The sequence below is a fragment of the Micromonospora sp. C28SCA-DRY-2 genome (assembly GCF_030519475.1).
GTDB lineage: Bacteria > Actinomycetota > Actinomycetes > Mycobacteriales > Micromonosporaceae > Micromonospora.
The window spans coordinates 1,468,249-1,483,774 of sequence record NZ_JAUMKD010000001.1 but is presented as its reverse complement, the minus strand read 5'-3'; the positions used below and the strand labels follow the sequence as shown (position 1 = coordinate 1,483,774).

Annotated in this window: 16 protein-coding genes and 1 pseudogene; 7 read left to right on the top strand and 10 right to left on the bottom strand. The window is 73.7% G+C overall.

The annotated features are described in order from the left end of the window. Positions 1-14: 14 nt before the first annotated feature. The 3 genes from Q3W71_RS06935 to Q3W71_RS06925 all read right to left on the bottom strand — a co-directional run bounded on the left by Q3W71_RS06935 (position 15) and on the right by Q3W71_RS06925 (position 2,455). Positions 15-680 (bottom strand): class I SAM-dependent methyltransferase, encoded by a 666-nt coding sequence (locus Q3W71_RS06935; RefSeq protein WP_302918425.1) that lies wholly within the window; start codon positions 678-680, stop codon positions 15-17. A 429-nt stretch (positions 681-1,109) separates the two neighbouring features. Next, positions 1,110-1,709, bottom strand: a complete 600-nt coding sequence (locus Q3W71_RS06930) for a ClpP family protease (RefSeq protein ID WP_302918424.1) — start codon at positions 1,707-1,709, stop codon at positions 1,110-1,112. A gap of 134 nt (positions 1,710-1,843) precedes the next feature. Next, positions 1,844-2,455: a helix-turn-helix domain-containing protein gene (locus Q3W71_RS06925; protein ID WP_302918423.1), complete on the bottom strand. Its 612-nt coding sequence runs from the start codon at positions 2,453-2,455 to the stop codon at positions 1,844-1,846. 167 nt (positions 2,456-2,622) lie between these two features. Between Q3W71_RS06925 and Q3W71_RS06920 the strand changes: the two genes are divergently transcribed. Beyond that, complete coding sequence (locus Q3W71_RS06920; protein ID WP_302918422.1) at positions 2,623-3,636, top strand: TrkA family potassium uptake protein; 1,014 nt, start codon at positions 2,623-2,625, stop codon at positions 3,634-3,636. Between the two features lie 12 nt (positions 3,637-3,648). On the opposite strand, the gene Q3W71_RS06915 is transcribed toward Q3W71_RS06920, so the two are convergent. Next, positions 3,649-4,137, bottom strand: a complete 489-nt coding sequence (locus Q3W71_RS06915; RefSeq protein WP_302918421.1) for a MarR family winged helix-turn-helix transcriptional regulator — start codon at positions 4,135-4,137, stop codon at positions 3,649-3,651. 83 nt (positions 4,138-4,220) lie between these two features. Here Q3W71_RS06915 and Q3W71_RS06910 point away from each other — a divergent pair, with 83 nt between their 5' ends. After that, positions 4,221-4,865 (top strand): FMN-dependent NADH-azoreductase, encoded by a 645-nt coding sequence (locus tag Q3W71_RS06910; RefSeq protein WP_302918420.1) that lies wholly within the window; start codon positions 4,221-4,223, stop codon positions 4,863-4,865. An 80-nt stretch (positions 4,866-4,945) separates the two neighbouring features. Here Q3W71_RS06910 and Q3W71_RS06905 read toward each other — a convergent pair whose 3' ends face one another. The 3 genes from Q3W71_RS06905 to Q3W71_RS06895 form a co-directional block, all read right to left on the bottom strand. Further along, entirely contained in the window at positions 4,946-5,980 is a 1,035-nt protein-coding gene (locus tag Q3W71_RS06905; protein WP_302918419.1) for a 2-oxoacid:ferredoxin oxidoreductase subunit beta, read from the bottom strand. Next, positions 5,973-7,820, bottom strand: a complete 1,848-nt coding sequence (locus Q3W71_RS06900; protein WP_302918418.1) for a 2-oxoacid:acceptor oxidoreductase subunit alpha — start codon at positions 7,818-7,820, stop codon at positions 5,973-5,975. Before Q3W71_RS06900 ends, Q3W71_RS06905 begins: the two co-directional genes overlap by 8 nt. Positions 7,821-8,136: 316 nt before the next feature. Further along, positions 8,137-9,540, bottom strand: coding sequence for a hypothetical protein (locus Q3W71_RS06895; protein ID WP_302918417.1), 1,404 nt, complete (start codon positions 9,538-9,540; stop codon positions 8,137-8,139). A gap of 129 nt (positions 9,541-9,669) precedes the next feature. Between Q3W71_RS06895 and ndhC the strand changes: the two genes are divergently transcribed. After that, on the top strand, positions 9,670-10,044 hold the full coding sequence (gene ndhC, locus Q3W71_RS06890; RefSeq protein ID WP_302918416.1) for an NADH-quinone oxidoreductase subunit A: 375 nt from the start codon (positions 9,670-9,672) through the stop codon (positions 10,042-10,044). Positions 10,045-10,059: 15 nt separating this feature from the next. Here the strand turns inward: ndhC and folP are convergent, their stop codons facing one another. Further along, positions 10,060-10,929, bottom strand: a complete 870-nt coding sequence (gene folP / locus Q3W71_RS06885) for a dihydropteroate synthase (protein ID WP_302918415.1) — start codon at positions 10,927-10,929, stop codon at positions 10,060-10,062. 258 nt (positions 10,930-11,187) lie between these two features. Between folP and Q3W71_RS30940 the strand changes: the two are divergent. Both Q3W71_RS30940 and Q3W71_RS06875 read left to right on the top strand, forming a co-directional pair. Next, a pseudogene (locus tag Q3W71_RS30940) lies at positions 11,188-11,550 on the top strand (DivIVA domain-containing protein); the annotation flags it as partial. Between the two features lie 401 nt (positions 11,551-11,951). Continuing rightward, positions 11,952-12,449, top strand: coding sequence for an SRPBCC family protein (locus Q3W71_RS06875; RefSeq protein ID WP_302918413.1), 498 nt, complete (start codon positions 11,952-11,954; stop codon positions 12,447-12,449). Between the two features lie 6 nt (positions 12,450-12,455). On the opposite strand, the gene Q3W71_RS06870 is transcribed toward Q3W71_RS06875, so the two are convergent. Beyond that, the gene (locus Q3W71_RS06870; RefSeq protein ID WP_302918412.1) at positions 12,456-13,349 is read right to left on the bottom strand and encodes a sterol desaturase family protein; all 894 of its coding nucleotides are present in this window, start codon (positions 13,347-13,349) and stop codon (positions 12,456-12,458) included. Positions 13,350-13,497: 148 nt separating this feature from the next. Between Q3W71_RS06870 and Q3W71_RS06865 the strand changes: the two genes are divergently transcribed. Both Q3W71_RS06865 and Q3W71_RS06860 read left to right on the top strand, forming a co-directional pair. Next, positions 13,498-14,088, top strand: coding sequence for a DNA-3-methyladenine glycosylase I (locus Q3W71_RS06865; protein WP_302918411.1), 591 nt, complete (start codon positions 13,498-13,500; stop codon positions 14,086-14,088). Between the two features lie 4 nt (positions 14,089-14,092). Continuing rightward, entirely contained in the window at positions 14,093-14,716 is a 624-nt protein-coding gene (locus tag Q3W71_RS06860) for a hypothetical protein (RefSeq protein ID WP_302918410.1), read from the top strand. Positions 14,717-14,731: 15 nt separating this feature from the next. On the opposite strand, the gene Q3W71_RS06855 is transcribed toward Q3W71_RS06860, so the two are convergent. Continuing rightward, positions 14,732-15,523 (bottom strand): enoyl-CoA hydratase/isomerase family protein, encoded by a 792-nt coding sequence (locus Q3W71_RS06855; RefSeq protein WP_302918409.1) that lies wholly within the window; start codon positions 15,521-15,523, stop codon positions 14,732-14,734. Between the last annotated feature and the right edge of the window lie 3 nt (positions 15,524-15,526).

Below are 15,526 nucleotides of genomic sequence, written 5' to 3'. Positions count from 1 at the left end.
GCAGGCGGCTGCCGTCAGGAGTCGGCCGGCCGGCGGGCCAGCAGGTACGCGTGCGGTGTGCGCTCGGTGCGGCCCGCGAACGTCTCGGGGTCGCGTACCGACCGCGTCCGCAGCTCGAACCCGGCCCCGATCAGCAACTCGGCGACCCGGTCCGGCTGCCGGCGCCGGAAGGTCAACGAGACCGGGTGGCCGAGCGCCTCGGTCAGGTGCAGCGGCTCGTCACCGACCTGGAACGCCAGCACCAGGTGACCGCCCGGCGCCAGCACCCGGCGGAACTCGGCGAAGGTGGCCGGGAGCAGCTCGTCCGGCAGGTGGATGGTCGAGTACCAGGCCACGACGCCGCCGAGGGTGGCGTCGGGCAGGTCGAGGTCGGTCATCGAGCCCACCGTGAAGCGCAGCCCGGGGTGGGCCGCCCGGGCCGTCTCGATCATCCCCGGGGACAGGTCGACACCGGAGACGTCCAGCCCGAGCCCGTGCAGGTATCCGGCGATCCGGCCCGGTCCGCAGCCCAGGTCGGCGACGGGCCGGTTGCCGTCGGCGCGGACCAGCTCGGCGAAGCAGGTGAGCACGGCCCGGTCCCACGGCTTGTTCGCCAGTTCGTCCCGGAGATGCTCGGCGTAGCTGGTGGCCACGGTGTCGTAGGACGTGCGGGTGTCGCGCAGGAAATCGGCTCCGATCATCCCGGCACGCTACCGGGCCACTGCAACGGCCACGGTCGGCGCGGCCGTCGACAGGTGCGGGACCGGGGTCGATGTAACGAATATTGCCATCAAGACGCTGCGCCGTGAGCCCGCGCACGCCGTTCCCACCCGACATAGGCTCCGCCCTACCGGGGGATCGGCACGTGACGACATTCCCACGTTGGGTGTCGGACGCGATCGAGGGGGCGCGTCCGGCGCCGTGCCGGTTCGCCCCATCCGGGGAGGACCGCGTGCGCCGTACCGCGCTCGTCGCCACCCGGACCACCGCGGCGCTCCGCGCCGCCCGCACTCCCTGACGGAGGGGCCGGCGGCCGGCGGCCGCCGACCGGGCACGCGACGGCGGCCGGCGGGACCATCGCCGGCCGCCGTCGCGCGTTCCCGCCCGGGCCCCCGTGGCGGCCCGGGCCGTCAGCCCGCCGGAAGCTGGTCGACGGTGGTGAGCACCCGGTCGATCAGGCCGTACTCGCGGGCCTGCTCGGCGGTGAACCAGCGGTCCCGGTCCCAGTCGGTCTGGATCTCGTCCAGCGTGCGCCCGCTGTGCCGGGCGATCAGCTCCTGCATGGTCCGCTTCACGTGCAGCATGTTCTCGGCCTGGATGGTGATGTCCGCGGCGGTGCCGCCCATCCCACCGGACGGCTGGTGCATCATGATCCGCGAGTGCGGCAGGGCGTAGCGCTTCCCGGCGGCGCCCGCGCAGAGCAGGAACTGCCCCATCGAGCCGGCGAAGCCGAGCGCCAGGGTGGCCACGTCGTTGCGGACGTACCGCATGGTGTCGTAGACGGCCATGCCGGCGGTCACCGAGCCGCCCGGCGAGTTGATGTAGAGGAAGATGTCGCGCTCGGGGTCCTCGGCGGCGAGCAGCAGGATCTGGGCGCAGATCTGGTTCGCCGACGCGTCGGTCACCTCGGTGCCGAGAAAGACGATCCGCTCCTTGAGCAGCCGCTCGAAGACCTGGTCGCCGAAGGTCGGCTGCCCGTTGTCCAGCATCCGTACGCCGTTGGAGATCATCGTGTCCGCCTTCCACCGTGCCGGCGGGCGGCGGAACCGCCCGGGGGACCGGCGCTTCCAGCCTCCGGCGGCCGGCCGGTGGAACCCAGGGTTTCTGCCCGGGGCAGATCCGCCGTGGGCAGAACCGGGCCGGGCTACGCCGGGGTCAGCCGCCGCCGGCCTGCCCGCCCCCGCCTCCTGGCCAGCACCTTCGCGGTACGCGGACGGGGGCGCCCGGCCGGGGCGGAGGGGATCAGCCGCACCCGCAGCCCCGCCCCGCCCACGGTCGAGCCGAGCACCGGCAGTTGGTTGCCGACGTACGCCGGCACACCCACGGTGAGCAGCACGGACCCGCCGGTGTGGGGCCGCTCCGCGAGGTGCGGCCGCGGCTCGCCGGCGCCGGGGCCGAAGCCGACCCGGGTACGGCCGGCCCGCGGCGCGACCGTCAGGCGCGGGGCGCTCTCCTCGTGGCGGGAGACCGGCACCCGCTCCAGCCGCGCCAGCGCCGCCCGCGGCGCGGTGGGGATGCGCGGCTCCACCCGGCGCAGGTCGTCCCGCGCCTCCTCCAGCAGGTCGGAGAGGCGGATGCCGAGCGCCCGGCAGATCGCCGCGAGCACCTCCGACGAGGCCTCCTTGCGGCCCCGCTCGATCTCCGACAGGTAGGGCACCGACACCCCGGCGGCCACCGCCACCTCGCGCAGCGTGCGGCCCTGGCGCAGCCGGAGCCGGCGCAGCACGCCGCCGATCACTCGTCGCAGCAACGACATGCGGGCCTCACTCTCGCGGTCGTCCGGGACACCTCCATCATGCCCGCTCAGCGCCGTCCCGGTCGGCCCGGCCCGGCCCGGTTGCCCGCGATCTCCACCCGGGCGTGCGATCGCCGGGGAAACCGCTATGTTGTGGGCGTGCAGGCGTCGGTGGAGCAGGTCGCCCGGTGATCCATTTTCCCGCACAGCGGCGGGGGCCGCTGAGCGCGCTGAGTTTGCGCCTGGCCGCCGCGGTCGGGCTGGTGCTCGCCACCGTCGGGGTGGTCTACCTCGACCGGGACGGCTACCGGGACGTCAACGAGGACGGGCTGACCCTCCTCGACTGCTTCTACTACGTGGTGGTGTCGCTCTCCACCACCGGCTACGGCGACATCACCCCGGTCAGCCAGAGCGCTCGGCTGGTGAACGTCCTGTACATCACCCCCGCCCGGGTGCTCTTCCTGATCATCCTGGTCGGCACCACGCTGGAAGTCCTGACCGAGCAGTACCGCACCGGCCGTCGCCTGTCGCGGTGGAGGAGAACCGTGAAGGACCACGTCATCATCTGCGGCTACGGCACCAAGGGCCGTAGCGCGGTCTCCGCCCTGCTGGAGAACGGTCTGGAGAAGTCCCGGATCGTGGTGGTGGAGCGCAACGGCGCGGCGCTGCGGCAGGCCACCTCGGCCGGGCTGGTCGCGATCGAGGGCTCGGCGACCCGTTCCTCGGTGCTCAACGAGGCGCACGTCCGGCACGCCAAGGCGGTCATCATCGCGACCGACAGTGACGACGCGTCCGTCCTGGTGGCGCTGACCGTACGCCAGCTCACCGCGGGGCAGGTGCGGATCATCGCCGCCGCCCGGGAGGCCGAGAACGCGCCGCTGCTCAAGCAGAGCGGTGCGCACCACGTGATCGTCTCGTCGGCGACCGCCGGCCGGCTGCTGGGGCTCTCCACCTCCGCCCCGCCGCTGATCGACGTGGTGGAGGACCTGCTCACGCCCGGGCAGGGGATGGCGCTGGCCATGCGATCGGCCGAACGGCACGAGGTCGGGCGCTCCCCCCGCGAGCTGGACTCGCTGGTCATCGCGCTGGTCCGGCGGGGCAAGGTGGTCACCCTGGCCGACCGGGCCGGGGCGGTCATCGAGACCGGCGACATGCTGGTGCACGTCCGCGACGACCGGCCGCAGGCGGCGCCGACCGGCTGACCCGCCGGCGGCTCAGCAGTTGGCGTCGAGCCCCGCGTCGTCGGTGACCGCCGCCGCGCAGTTGGCCGGCGCTCCGCTGGTCGCCCGCTTGAGCAGCTCGTAGAGCAGGTCGCGCTCCGCCGGTTCCAGCGCGCCCAGCACCTCTTCCTCGGCGCTGGCCAGGGCGCATTCGGCCTCGCCGAGCCGGATCGCGCCGGTCTCGGTGAGGAACACGTCGTGCCGGCGGCGGTCCTCCGGTGAGCGCCGCCGCTCCACCAGGTGTGCCGCCTCCAGGTCGTTGAGCAGCCCGACCACGTTCGTGCTGTCGATCTGGAGGGTGCTGGCCAGCCCCTGCTGACTGATGCCGCCCGCGTCGCGCAGCACGGTGAGCGCGACCAGGTGCCGGGGGCGCAGGCCGAGTGGCGCGAGCACCGACTCCGACCGCAGCCGCATCCGCCGGGCCAGGTAGTCGAGGAGCGCCCCGGACCGGCGCTCCGACTGGCCGACCGGCAGGGCAGACATGTGACCCAGTCTACCTACGGGAGGAACATCGGCCTGCTATAAATGGTTGGTGCTACACAAACCATCTGTGAAGGGTTAGCCAAATGCCACACCTGTTGCACATCGACTCGAGCATCCGGGGCGAGCAGTCGGTCAGCCGCCGGCTCACCGCCCGGGCGGCCGCGGCCTGGCGGGCCGCCCACCCGGACGGCACGGTGACCTACCGGGACCTGGGTCGGCAGCCGCTGCCGCACCTGGACGAGGCCGGCGGGCTGGCCCGGCTGGTGCCGGTCGACCAGCACACCGCGGAGCAGCGCGCATCCTGGGAGCTGACCGAGCGGCTGGTGGACGAGGTGAAGCGGGCCGACACCGTCCTGCTCGGGCTCCCGCTCTACAACTACGGCGCCCCGAGCAGCGTGAAGACCTGGGTCGACCACCTCATCGCGCCGGGCATCGCGTACGACCCGGCGACCGGCGCCGGACTGCTGGGCGACCGGGAGTTCATCGTGCTGGCCAGCCGGGGTGGCGGCTACGGCACGGGTACCCCGCGGGAGGGCTGGGACCACGCCGAGCCCTGGCTGCCCCACGGCCTGTCGCAGACCGGGATGCAACCGCGCTTCATCACCGCCGAGCTGACCCTGGCCCCGGTGGTCCCGGCCATGGCCGAGCTGATCTCGCTGCACGAGGAGAGCCTGGCGGCGGCCGAGCGCGCCATCGACGAGCTCTGGGTGCCGGCCTCGGTCGGCTGACGTGCCCGTCCGGACAACGGAAAGGGTGGGCGTCCCCGCGCGGGGACGCCCACCCTTTGCCGTGGAGACTCAGCGGCGGATCAGAGGATCGTCCAGGTGTCGCCGCTGTTGAGCAGGCCGGCGAGCTGCTGTTCCGGGGTGTCGGTGACCTTCGCCCGGGCGGTGGCGAGCTGCTCCTGCACCACGCTGTCGTAGGAGGGCCGCTGGACCGAGCGGAACACGCCGATCGGGGTGTTGCGCAGGTCGAGGCCGGGCAACCGGGACAGCGCGAACGCGTACGCCGGGTCGGTGACCGTGGCGTCGTGCACGACGATCTCGTCGGGGCTGGTGGCCGCCGTCTCCCGTACCTCCAGGCCGAACCCGCCCGGCGGGTGGACGACGCAGAACTGGCCGTCGCGGCCGAAGGTGATCGGCTGCCCGTGCTCCAGGCGGATCAGGTAGTCGTCCCGGGTGGCCGGCTCCTTGAGCTGGTCGAAGGCGCCGTCGTTGAAGATGTTGCAGTTCTGGTAGATCTCCACGAACGCCGAGCCCTGGTGCTCCGCCGCCGCCCGCAGCACGGACTGCAGGTGCTTGCGGTCGGAGTCGATGGTGCGGCCGACGAAGGTCGCCTCGGCGCCGAGCGCCAGGGAGATCGGGTTGAACGGCGCGTCCGCCGACCCGACCGGCGTCGACTTGGTGATCTTGCCGACCTCGGAGGTCGGGGAGTACTGCCCCTTGGTGAGGCCGTAGATCCGGTTGTTGAACAGCAGGATCTTCAGGTTGACGTTGCGGCGCAGCGCGTGGATGAGATGGTTGCCGCCGATGGAGAGGGCGTCGCCGTCGCCGGTGACGACCCAGACGGACAGGTCCGGCCGGGTGGCGGACAGGCCGGTGGCGATCGCCGGGGCGCGGCCGTGGATGGAGTGCATCCCGTAGGTGTTCATGTAGTACGGGAAGCGGGACGAGCAGCCGATGCCGGAGACGAAGACGATCCGCTCGCGCGGGATGTTCAGCTCGGGCATGAACTGCTGCACGGCGGCGAGGATGGCGTAGTCACCGCAGCCGGGGCACCAGCGCACCTCCTGGTCGGACTTGAAGTCCTTGGCGGTGAGCTTCAGCGCGACGGGCTCAGACATTCTTCAGGACCTCTTCCAGCATCGTCTCCAGCTCCGCGGCGGTGAACGGCAGGCCGCGGACCTGGTTGTAGCCGATCGCGTCGACCAGGTACTTCGCCCGGATCACGTGCGCCAGCTGGCCGAGGTTCATCTCGGGGATGACCACCCGGTCGTAGGAGCGCAGCACCTCACCGAGGTTGGCCGGCATGGGCGCCAGGTGCCGCAGGTGCGCCTGCGCGACCGGCAGCCCGCGCTGGCGCAGGGCGCGGCAGGCCGCGCCGATCGGCCCGTACGTCGAACCCCAGCCGAGCACCAGGACGCGGGCGTCGCCGTCCGGGTCCTCGACCTCGACGTCGGGGACCGGGATCGTCTCGATCCGGGCGGCGCGGGTGCGGACCATGAAGTCGTGGTTGGCCGGGTCGTAGGAGATGTCACCGGTCTTGTCGGCCTTCTCCAGCCCGCCGATCCGGTGCTCCAGGCCCGGGGTGCCGGGGATGGCCCACGGCCGCGCCAGGGTCTGCGGGTCCCGCAGGTACGGCAGGAAGGTGGTGCCGTCCTCGCCGTTGGGCGTGGTGGCGAACTCCACCCGCAGGTCGGGCAGGGACTCCACGTCGGGCAGCAGCCACGGCTCGGAGCCGTTGGCCACGTAGTTGTCCGACAGCAGGATCACCGGCGTGCGGTAGGTGAGCGCGATCCGGGCCGCCTCCAGGGCGGCGTAGAAGCAGTCGGACGGCGACTTCGGGGCGATCACCGCGACCGGCGCCTCGCCGTGCCGCCCGTAGAGGGCCATGTTGAGGTCGGCCTGCTCGGTCTTGGTCGGCATGCCGGTCGACGGCCCGGCGCGCTGCACGTCCACGATGACCAGCGGCAGCTCCAGCGCCACCGCCAGGGAGATCGTCTCGCTCTTGAGCGCCACGCCTGGGCCGGAGGTGGTGGTCACGCCCAGCGAGCCGCCGTAGGAGGCGCCCAGCGCCGCGCCGACCGCCGCGATCTCGTCCTCGGCCTGCATGGTGAGCACGCCGAACTTCTTGTGCTTGCTCAGCTCGTGCAGGATGTCCGAGGCCGGCGTGATCGGGTAGGCGCCCAGGAAGACCGGCAGCCCGGAGCGGACGCCCGCGGCCACCAGGCCGAGCGACAGGGCCGCGTTGCCGGTGATGTTGCGGTACGTGCCGGGCTGCATCTTCGCCGGCTTGACCTCGTAGCGGACCGCGAAGTCCTCGGTCGTCTCACCGAAGTTCCAGCCGGCCCGGAAGGCGGCGACGTTCGCGGCCACCAGCTCCGGCCGGGCCGCGAACTTGCGCTCCAGGAACCGCAGCGTCGACTCGTACGGCCGGGAGTACATCCAGGAGAGCAGGCCGAGTGCGAACATGTTCTTGGCCCGCTCGGCGTCCTTCTTGGACACCGCCTGGTCGGCCAGCGCACCGATGGTCATCGACGTCAGCGCCACCGGGTGCACCACGTAGCCGGCCAGCGAGTCGTCGTCCAGCGGGTTCACCTGGTAGCCGACCTTGGCCAGGTTGCGCTTGGTGAACTCGTCGGTGTTGACGATGATGTCCGCGCCGCGGGGCAGGTCGGCCAGGTTGGCCTTCAGCGCCGCCGGGTTCATCGCCACCAGCACGTTCGGCGCGTCACCGGGCGTGAGGATGTCGTAGTCGGCGAAGTGCACCTGGAAGCTGGACACCCCGGGCAGGGTCCCGGCAGGGGCCCGGATCTCCGCCGGGAAGTTCGGCAGGGTGGAGATGTCGTTGCCGAGCTGCGCCGTCTCCGAGGTGAACCGGTCGCCGGTCAGCTGCATGCCGTCGCCCGAGTCGCCGGCGAACCGGATCACCACCCGGTCCAGCTGACGGATCTGCTTCGTCACGCCTGCACCTCGCTTCGCTCAGCGCGGTCGCGCGGGCGGCTGAAACTGATGGTGACCTCGCCTTGCCCGGCCACGTGACCTCCTTGACGCACCGCCGCACCGGCCGTCCGTGACTGGTCCGGCCCGCTGTCGTTCCTCATCTGAGAGCCTACGTCGGATCGACCGGCCAACCTCCCGGGAGGTCCGCCGACTGGGACCGGAAATGGTCGCTGTTTGTCCGGCAATACGGCATTTTGCCCTGCCCGCCGTAATTCAGATCACCGCTGGCGGCCGGCCCCGCCGCCGTCGCCCGGTCCTGGCGGGTCGGCCGGGCGGGTCACTCCGGGGTAGCGGGCGTCGCCGCCGGCTCGGCCACCGGCGTCGTCATCCGGCGGCGCAGCGAGACGGTGGCCAGCGTCAGGGCGAGCACCACCAGCAGCGCGGAGACGGCGATCAACAGGATCGCGGTGCGCTGCACCGAACTCAACCCGGCGCTCGCGCGGTCGAGCACCGGTGCGGTGGCGGCCACCACCCCCTGCGACCCGGTCGGCCCGGGTGCCGCGGCGACCTGTGTGGTCAGGGCGGCCGCGGCGGTGATCCGGAAGCTCATCTGCACCTGCCGGGTCCGGCCCTGGCGCGGGTCCAGGTGCCCGACCACCGCGCCGGAGAGCGGGGCGGCGCGCTGCGCCTCCGGCGTCGCGACCACCGGCAGGCGCAGCTCGGCGCTCCGCCCGGCCGGCACGGTGCCGACCTCGCACCGGGTCCGGCCGGCCGCCGCCGCGCATCCCGCCGGGGGCGTCGGCACGCTCACCCCGTCCGGCAGGACCACCTCGATCCGGCCGCTGGCGTCCACCCGGCCGGTGTTGCCCAGCCGGACCGCGAGTTCAGCGGCCCCGCCGCTGATGTCGAAGGCGACCTCGTCGGCCTGCAACGTGATGCCGGGCACCGGCGGGCCGGGCGGGAAGAGCACCGCGAAGCCCTCGTTGTCGGTGACCGGGCCGGCGGTGCCGGGCGCGGTCGCGGTGACCCGGACCGAGCCGCTCAGCGGCATGTTCCGCCAGGCGGTGCCGCTGACGCGGACCTTCAGTCGGGTGCTGAACCGCGCGCCCGGCGCGGTGGTCCACTCGCCACACCGGTGCTCGCCGCCCCCGGTCGCGACGCAGCCCGCGGTGCCCGCGTCGGACAGTCCGGCGGGCAGGGTGTAGCCGAGTCGGATCCGGGCCCGCGCCGTGCCGGTGTTGGTGATGCTGACCCGGAGCGTGGCCACCGTGCTGGCGGCGTTCCAGTACCGGCCGGAGAGCTGGATGTCGCCGGTGCTGACCCGGACGCCGAGCGGGCTGCCCGGCGGGGTGCCCGGCCCGGGCGCGGACGGCCGGACCGGCGGCGGCACCGGCACGGGCGTGGCGGGCCCGGCGGTGGCCGGCGGCCCGGTGGTCGGAGCGCCGGTGTCGGTGGCGGTGGGCTCGGGATCGGCGGTGGGCGTCGCCGGCGGGGTGGTCTCCGGGCTGGTCGGCGGCGCGGTCGTCGGCACGGGGTCGGTCGGGTCCGCGGTCGGCGTCTGGTCGTCCGGCTCGTCGGCGGGCGCGGTGCCGGGCGCGGTCACCAGGGCGGCCGGCGCGGCGGCGGTCGCCCAGCCGGGCAGCACGGTGAGCGCCAGCCCGAGCGCGAGCGGAACCGCCAGCAGCGGCACGAGGCGCCGGCTGCGCGCCCGCCGGGCGGGCGATACGTCTGCGCGGGCCATCTGTCCTCCGGTGACCAGGGTTGGAGCTTAATATTCGTGACATTTGCCCCAGAGCACTAGTCCCAGCGGAAAACAAATTCGTAACGTGTCCGGAACGGTCGGCCGGCGTCGGGCGGTAGGCTGCCGGGCGTGACCTACCTGGGCTCGTACGCGACGCTCGGGCTGCTGCTGCTCGCCAGCGTCCTCTTCTTTGTCATGGCGTTCTCGGCCAACCGGGTGTTACGTCCTGCCCGTCCGGCTGATCCGCCCGGGAAGCGGGCCACCTACGAGTGCGGCCTCGATCCGGTCGGTGCCGACTGGGCGCAGATGCAGATCCGGTACTACGTGTACGCGTACCTGTACGTGCTGTTCGCGGTGGAGTCGGTCTTCCTCTTCCCCTGGGCGGTGGTCTTCGACCGGCCGGGGTTCGGGATGGTCACCGTGGTGGAGATGGCGATCTTCGTGGCGGTGCTGGCGCTCGGCATCCTCTACGCCTGGCGCCGGAACATCCTGCGCTGGACCTGACCCGGGCGGCGGGGATCAGGCCAGGCCGCGGCGGGCCGCCGCGGGCGGCCGGTCGCCCCGGATCGAGGCGACCATGTCGAGCACCCGGCGGGTCTGGCGCACCTGGTGGGCCCGGAACACCCGGGCGCCCAGCCAGGCGGAGACGGCGGTCGCCGCCAGCGTGCCCTCCAGCCGCTCGGGCACCGGCAGGTCCAGCGTCTCGCCGACGAAGTCCTTGTTCGACAGGGCGACCAGCAACGGCCAGCCGGTGCGGGTGAGCTCGTCCAGCCGGCGGGTGATCTCCAGCGAGTGGCGGGTGTTCTTGCCGAAGTCGTGCGCCGGGTCGATCAGGATGCCGTCCCGGCGTACGCCGAGCGCGACCGCCCGGTCGGCGAGCCCGGTCACCGTGGCGAGCACGTCGGCCACCACGTCGTCGAAGGCCGCGCGGTGCGGCCGGGTCCGCGGCGCCAGCCCGCCGGCGTGCGAGCAGACCAGTCCGGCGCCGGTGTCGGCCGCCACCTGGGCCAGCGCCGGGTCGGCGCCGGACCAGGTGTCGTTGAGCAGGTCGGCCCCGGCGGCCACCGCCTCCACCGCCACCTCGGCCCGCCAGGTGTCGATCGAGATGACCACCTCCGGGAAGGCGGCCCGGACCGCGGCGATGGTGTCCACCGTCCGGCGGATCTCCTCGGTCACGTCGACCTCGGCGCCCGGGCCGGCCTTGACCCCGCCGATGTCGATGATCTCGGCGCCCTCCTCGACCGCCCGCTCCACCGCCCGCAGCGCGCTGTCGGCGGCGAAGGTCGCGCCCCGGTCGAAGAACGAGTCCGGGGTGCGGTTGACGATCGCCATCACCACCAGCTCACCGGCGTCGAACGTCCGCGCACCGAGCCGAAGCGCTCCGGCCATGCCGCCTCCCGAGTTCCGCGCCGCCGACCGCCCGTCGCCGGCCGATCCCGACGCTATCCGGTCACCGGCCGGCACCTCCGCCCACCCGGGACGGACGGCGCCCCGGGTGGGCGGTTCGTGGGCCCTCCACGTTCGCCCTGCTCGACGTCGGTGGTGTCGCGCTCGACCGGTGCCGGCCGACCCGCCGGAACCGGTGGATCCGACGGCGGGGTGGGTGGTGGGGTCGCTCCGGCCCGTTCGACATGCCACGATCTGTGCATGGGTCAGGTTCTGCTCCTGCTGGTCGTGGCGCTGACCGTCGCGGCGGTGGTGTTCGGGGTGACGGTGCTGGTCAGCGGCCGGGATCCCGGCCTGGTGCCGGTCGAGCCGGACGGCCGGGCGGTACCCCTGCCGGGCGCCCGACCACTGCGCGAGTCGGACGTCGGCGAGGTCCGGTTCGACACCGCCCTGCGCGGCTACCGGATGGCCCAGGTCGACCAGGCGATGCGGCGGGCGGCGTACGACATCGGCTACAAGTCCGAGCTGATCGGGGTGCTGGAGGCGGAGGTCACCGCGCTGCGCGAGGGGCGGATCGCGGACGCCGACGCCCTGCGCCGGGCCCGCGAGCAGGCCGCCGGCAGCGCCGGTCAGCCCGAGCCCGCTCCGGCGGCCGGCGCCACCGAGCCCACCGGGTCCGACGGGCCCGCCGTCTCCGAGCCCGTCGTGTTCGCCGAGCCGGCGGCGACCGGGCGGGACGCCTTCGCCCGGCCGGCGTCGGCCACCGAGCCGGCCGGCGAGTCGGCCGGGACCACCACCGCCCGGCCCGTGACCGAATCGGATTTCGCCCGGCCCGCGCCGGCCAGCGAGCCGGCCGGGACCGTCACCGCAGCGGGTCCGGCGGCCACCGGCACGCCGGCTGCCGCGGCCGCGCCGCCGAGCGAGAACGGGGCCGGAGGGGTCCATCAGCCACCGGCCGACACCGAGGACGCGCCGGGCGAGCCGGAGGACGGCCGGCACGGGCCGGTGGCCCGGTCGGAGCCGGTGTGAGCGGAGCCGACGGAGCGGACGACCTGCGCGAGGCGGCCTCTCCGGGCGCCGGCGAGGTGACCGCCACGGTGATCGTCAACGCGCCGGCCGGCCGGGTCTTCGCGGCACTGACCGCGTGGGAGCGGCAGTCCGAGTGGATCCCGTTCACCCGGGTGCGGGTGATCGAGGGCGACGGCGGCGAGGGCAGCCTGGTCGAGGCGGTCACCGCGGTCGGCCCCGCCCTGGTCCGGGACGAGATGCGGGTGGTCCAGGTGGACCCGCCGTACGAGGTGCGGGTGGTGCACTGCGGGCGGCTGCTGCGCGGCCCCGGCGTACTGCGCTGCACCCAGTTGGAGCGGGACCGCACCCAGGTGGTCTGGCACGAGTGGTTCCACCTGCCGGGCGGTACCGCCGGCCGGGTGGCCTGGCCGGTGCTCTGGCCCGGTTCGAAGTTCGGCCTCACCCAGGCGCTGAAGAAGTTCGCCCGGCTGGTCGAGCAGGGCCGCCTGCCCTGACCCCGCTCAGCGGGTGGTGACCGGGGCGGGCGGCGCCGGGGCGGCCGGCGGCGCGGCCGGCGCGGGCGCGGCGGCGGGCTGCCAACCGGGTGAGCGGAACAGCACCCCCGCCCGGTGCCGCCAGCCCACCGCGGTCCGCAGGTCCCGGGCGATCGAGACGTACTCGTGGAAGGCCACCCGGAGCGGGTTGTAGGTCTCGATGTTCTTGGTCAGCCCGTAGACGCAGCGTTCCCGCTCGGGCGCGAAGGTGCCGAACAGCCGGTCCCAGACGATCAGGATGCCGCCGAAGTTGCGGTCCAGGTAGCCGCCCTGCGAGGCGTGGTGCACCCGGTGGTGCGACGGGGTGTTGAACACCGCCTCGTACCAGCGGGGGAGCTTGTCGATCCGCTCGGTGTGGATCCAGAACTGGTAGAGCAGGTTGACCGAGCCGGCGAACGCCACCACCGCCGGGTGCACCCCGAGCAGGATCATCGGGATGTAGAACACCCAGCCGGTCACGCTGGTCCACGGCTGGCGCAGCGCGGTGGAGAGGTTGAAGCGCTGGGACGAGTGGTGCACCACGTGGGTGGCCCAGAGGATCCGGATCACGTGGTGGCCCCGGTGCGACCAGTAGTAGCAGAAGTCCTGGGCGAGCACGATCAGCGGCCAGCTCCACCACACCTCGGCGACCCGCAGCGGGGTGAGCGCATAGAGCAGCGCGTACGCGGCGGCGATCGGGATCTTCCAGAGCAGGTCGGTGAAGACGCTGCCCAGCCCCATGGCCAGGCTGGTGGCGGTGTCGGCCGCCCCGTAGCCGACCTCGTCGTCGTCGCGGTGCAGCAGGTAGGAGACCCGTTCCAGCACGACGAGCAGCAGGAAGGCCGGGATCGACCAGGCGATGATGTCGGGGAAATCCTTCACGGTGCCGCCTCCCGCTCTCGGTGCCGCCGGTGCGCCGGCGCCGGCCGGGTGTGACGAGGCACACCTACCGACCGGTAACCAGCACCATAGGCAGCCGCCCCGGCCGGAGGCAATGGGTGTGTCGGGGGATTGGCCTACCGTTTACGCCGTGAGTGACCTGGTGATCGGCGCCGACGGGCTGCCGCGCTGCGCCTGGGGGGCGAGCACCCCCGACTACGCCGTCTACCACGACACCGAGTGGGGCCGGCCGCTGCACGGCGACGACGCGCTCTACGAGCGGATGACGCTGGAGGCGTTCCAGTCCGGCCTATCCTGGCTGACCATCCTGCGCAAGCGGCCCAACTTCCGGCTGGCCTTCGACGACTTCCACCTCCCCACCGTGGCCGGCTACGGCGAGGCCGAGGTGAGCCGCCTGCTCGCCGATGCCGGCATCGTGCGCAATCGGGCCAAGATCGAGGCGGCGATCGCCAACGCGCGGGCCGCCCTCGACCTGCCCGAGGGGCTGTCCAAGCTGCTCTGGTCGTACGCGCCGCCGCCCCGGGCCAGCCGGCCCACGTCGTTCGCCCAGGTGCCGGCGCTGACCGCGGAGTCCACCGCGATGGCCAAGGCGCTCAAGAAGCGCGGCTTCCGGTTCGTCGGCCCGACCACCGCCTACGCGCTGATGCAGGCCACCGGGATGGTCGACGACCACCTGGCGGGCTGCCACGTCGTGGCGCCCGGACCGGGCGTGATGGGATGAGGGCATGACGACCGACACCGCGTACCGGGTGAACGGGGTGGGCCGGGCCGACGGCACGGGCGTCTGGGCGGTGCTGCTGCCGGCCGGGCGCTACGACGCCGAGCGGCTCGTCCACCACGACACGCTGGAGCTGACCGGCCTCGACGGCACCCACCGCCCCCACCCCGGCGACCAGGTGGCGGTGCTGGCCGACGAGCCGCCGCGGCTGGTGGCGCTGGGCCGGGTCGTCGCGCCCACCGGCGAGGCGCCCGAGGACCCGGACGATCCGCAGTCCGAGCGGGGCCCGGCCGAGCTGGTGGTGGCGTACACCCGGCGGGCCTTCGACGAGCCGGTGCCGGCCGACGCGCTCACCCTCGACCGGCCGGTGAGCCCGCTGGACCCGGCGGTCTTCCGGCGGCTGGTCGACCGGCTCGGCCCGCCGAAGGAACGGCGCTCCTGGCTGGTCAGCCTCGACCTGCCGATCGAGGCCGAGTCGCCGGCCGAGGCGGTCCGGCTGTTCTGGGCGTACGTGCAGGAGCTGGGCCCGCGCGAGCTGCCGGCCTTCGTCTCGCCGTCCGGCGACGAACTGGCGATGCAGGCGTTCGTGCTCGGCGAGGAGGCCAACCAGGATCCGGAGGAGGACGACTGACCCGCCCGGGTCGGGTCAGTGGCCCTCGAACGTCGGCTTCTGCTTGTTGACGAAGGCGAACGTGGCGGCCCGGTGGTCGTCGGTGGCCCCGCAGATCGACTGGGCCTGCGCCTCGGCGGCCAGCGCGTCGGCGAGGGTGCCCGCGTCGGCGATGGAGAGCTGTCGCTTGATCGCCCCGTACGCCACGGTCGGGCCGGCGGCGAGCCGGGCGGCCAGCTCCTGCGCGGTCGGCAGCACCTGCTCGTCGTCCTCGACCATCCGGTTGAGCAGCCCGAGCCGGCAGGCCTCCTCGGCGCGGACCGGCTCGGCCAGCATCAGCAGCTCCACCGCCTTGGCGTGGCCGACCAGCCGGGGCAGCGTCCAGGACGCGCCGGTGTCGGCGGCGAGCCCCACCCGGGCGAAGGCCATCAGGAAGCTGGTCGACGGCCCGCCGATCCGCAGGTCGGCCAGGAAGGCGAGCGAGGCGCCCGCCCCGGCGGCCATCCCGCGCACCGCGGCGACCACCGGCTTCGGCAGGTTGGCCAGCCGGGCGGCGATCGGGTTGTAGTGCGCCCGGACGGTGTCCAGCGGCTTGCCCTCGCCGGACTCCAGGGTCTGGACGTGCTCGCGCAGGTCCTGGCCGGCGCTGAACGAGCCGCCCGCGCCGGCCAGCACCACCGCCCGGCAGGACCGGTCGGTCTCCAGCTCGGCCAGGGTGTCCCGGAGCGCCTCCTTGAGCGCCACGTCCAGCGCGTTCATCGCGGACGGGCGGTTCAGGGTCAGGGTCACGACGGCGTCGGTGCGGTCGACCAGCAGCGGCTCGGTCACGTC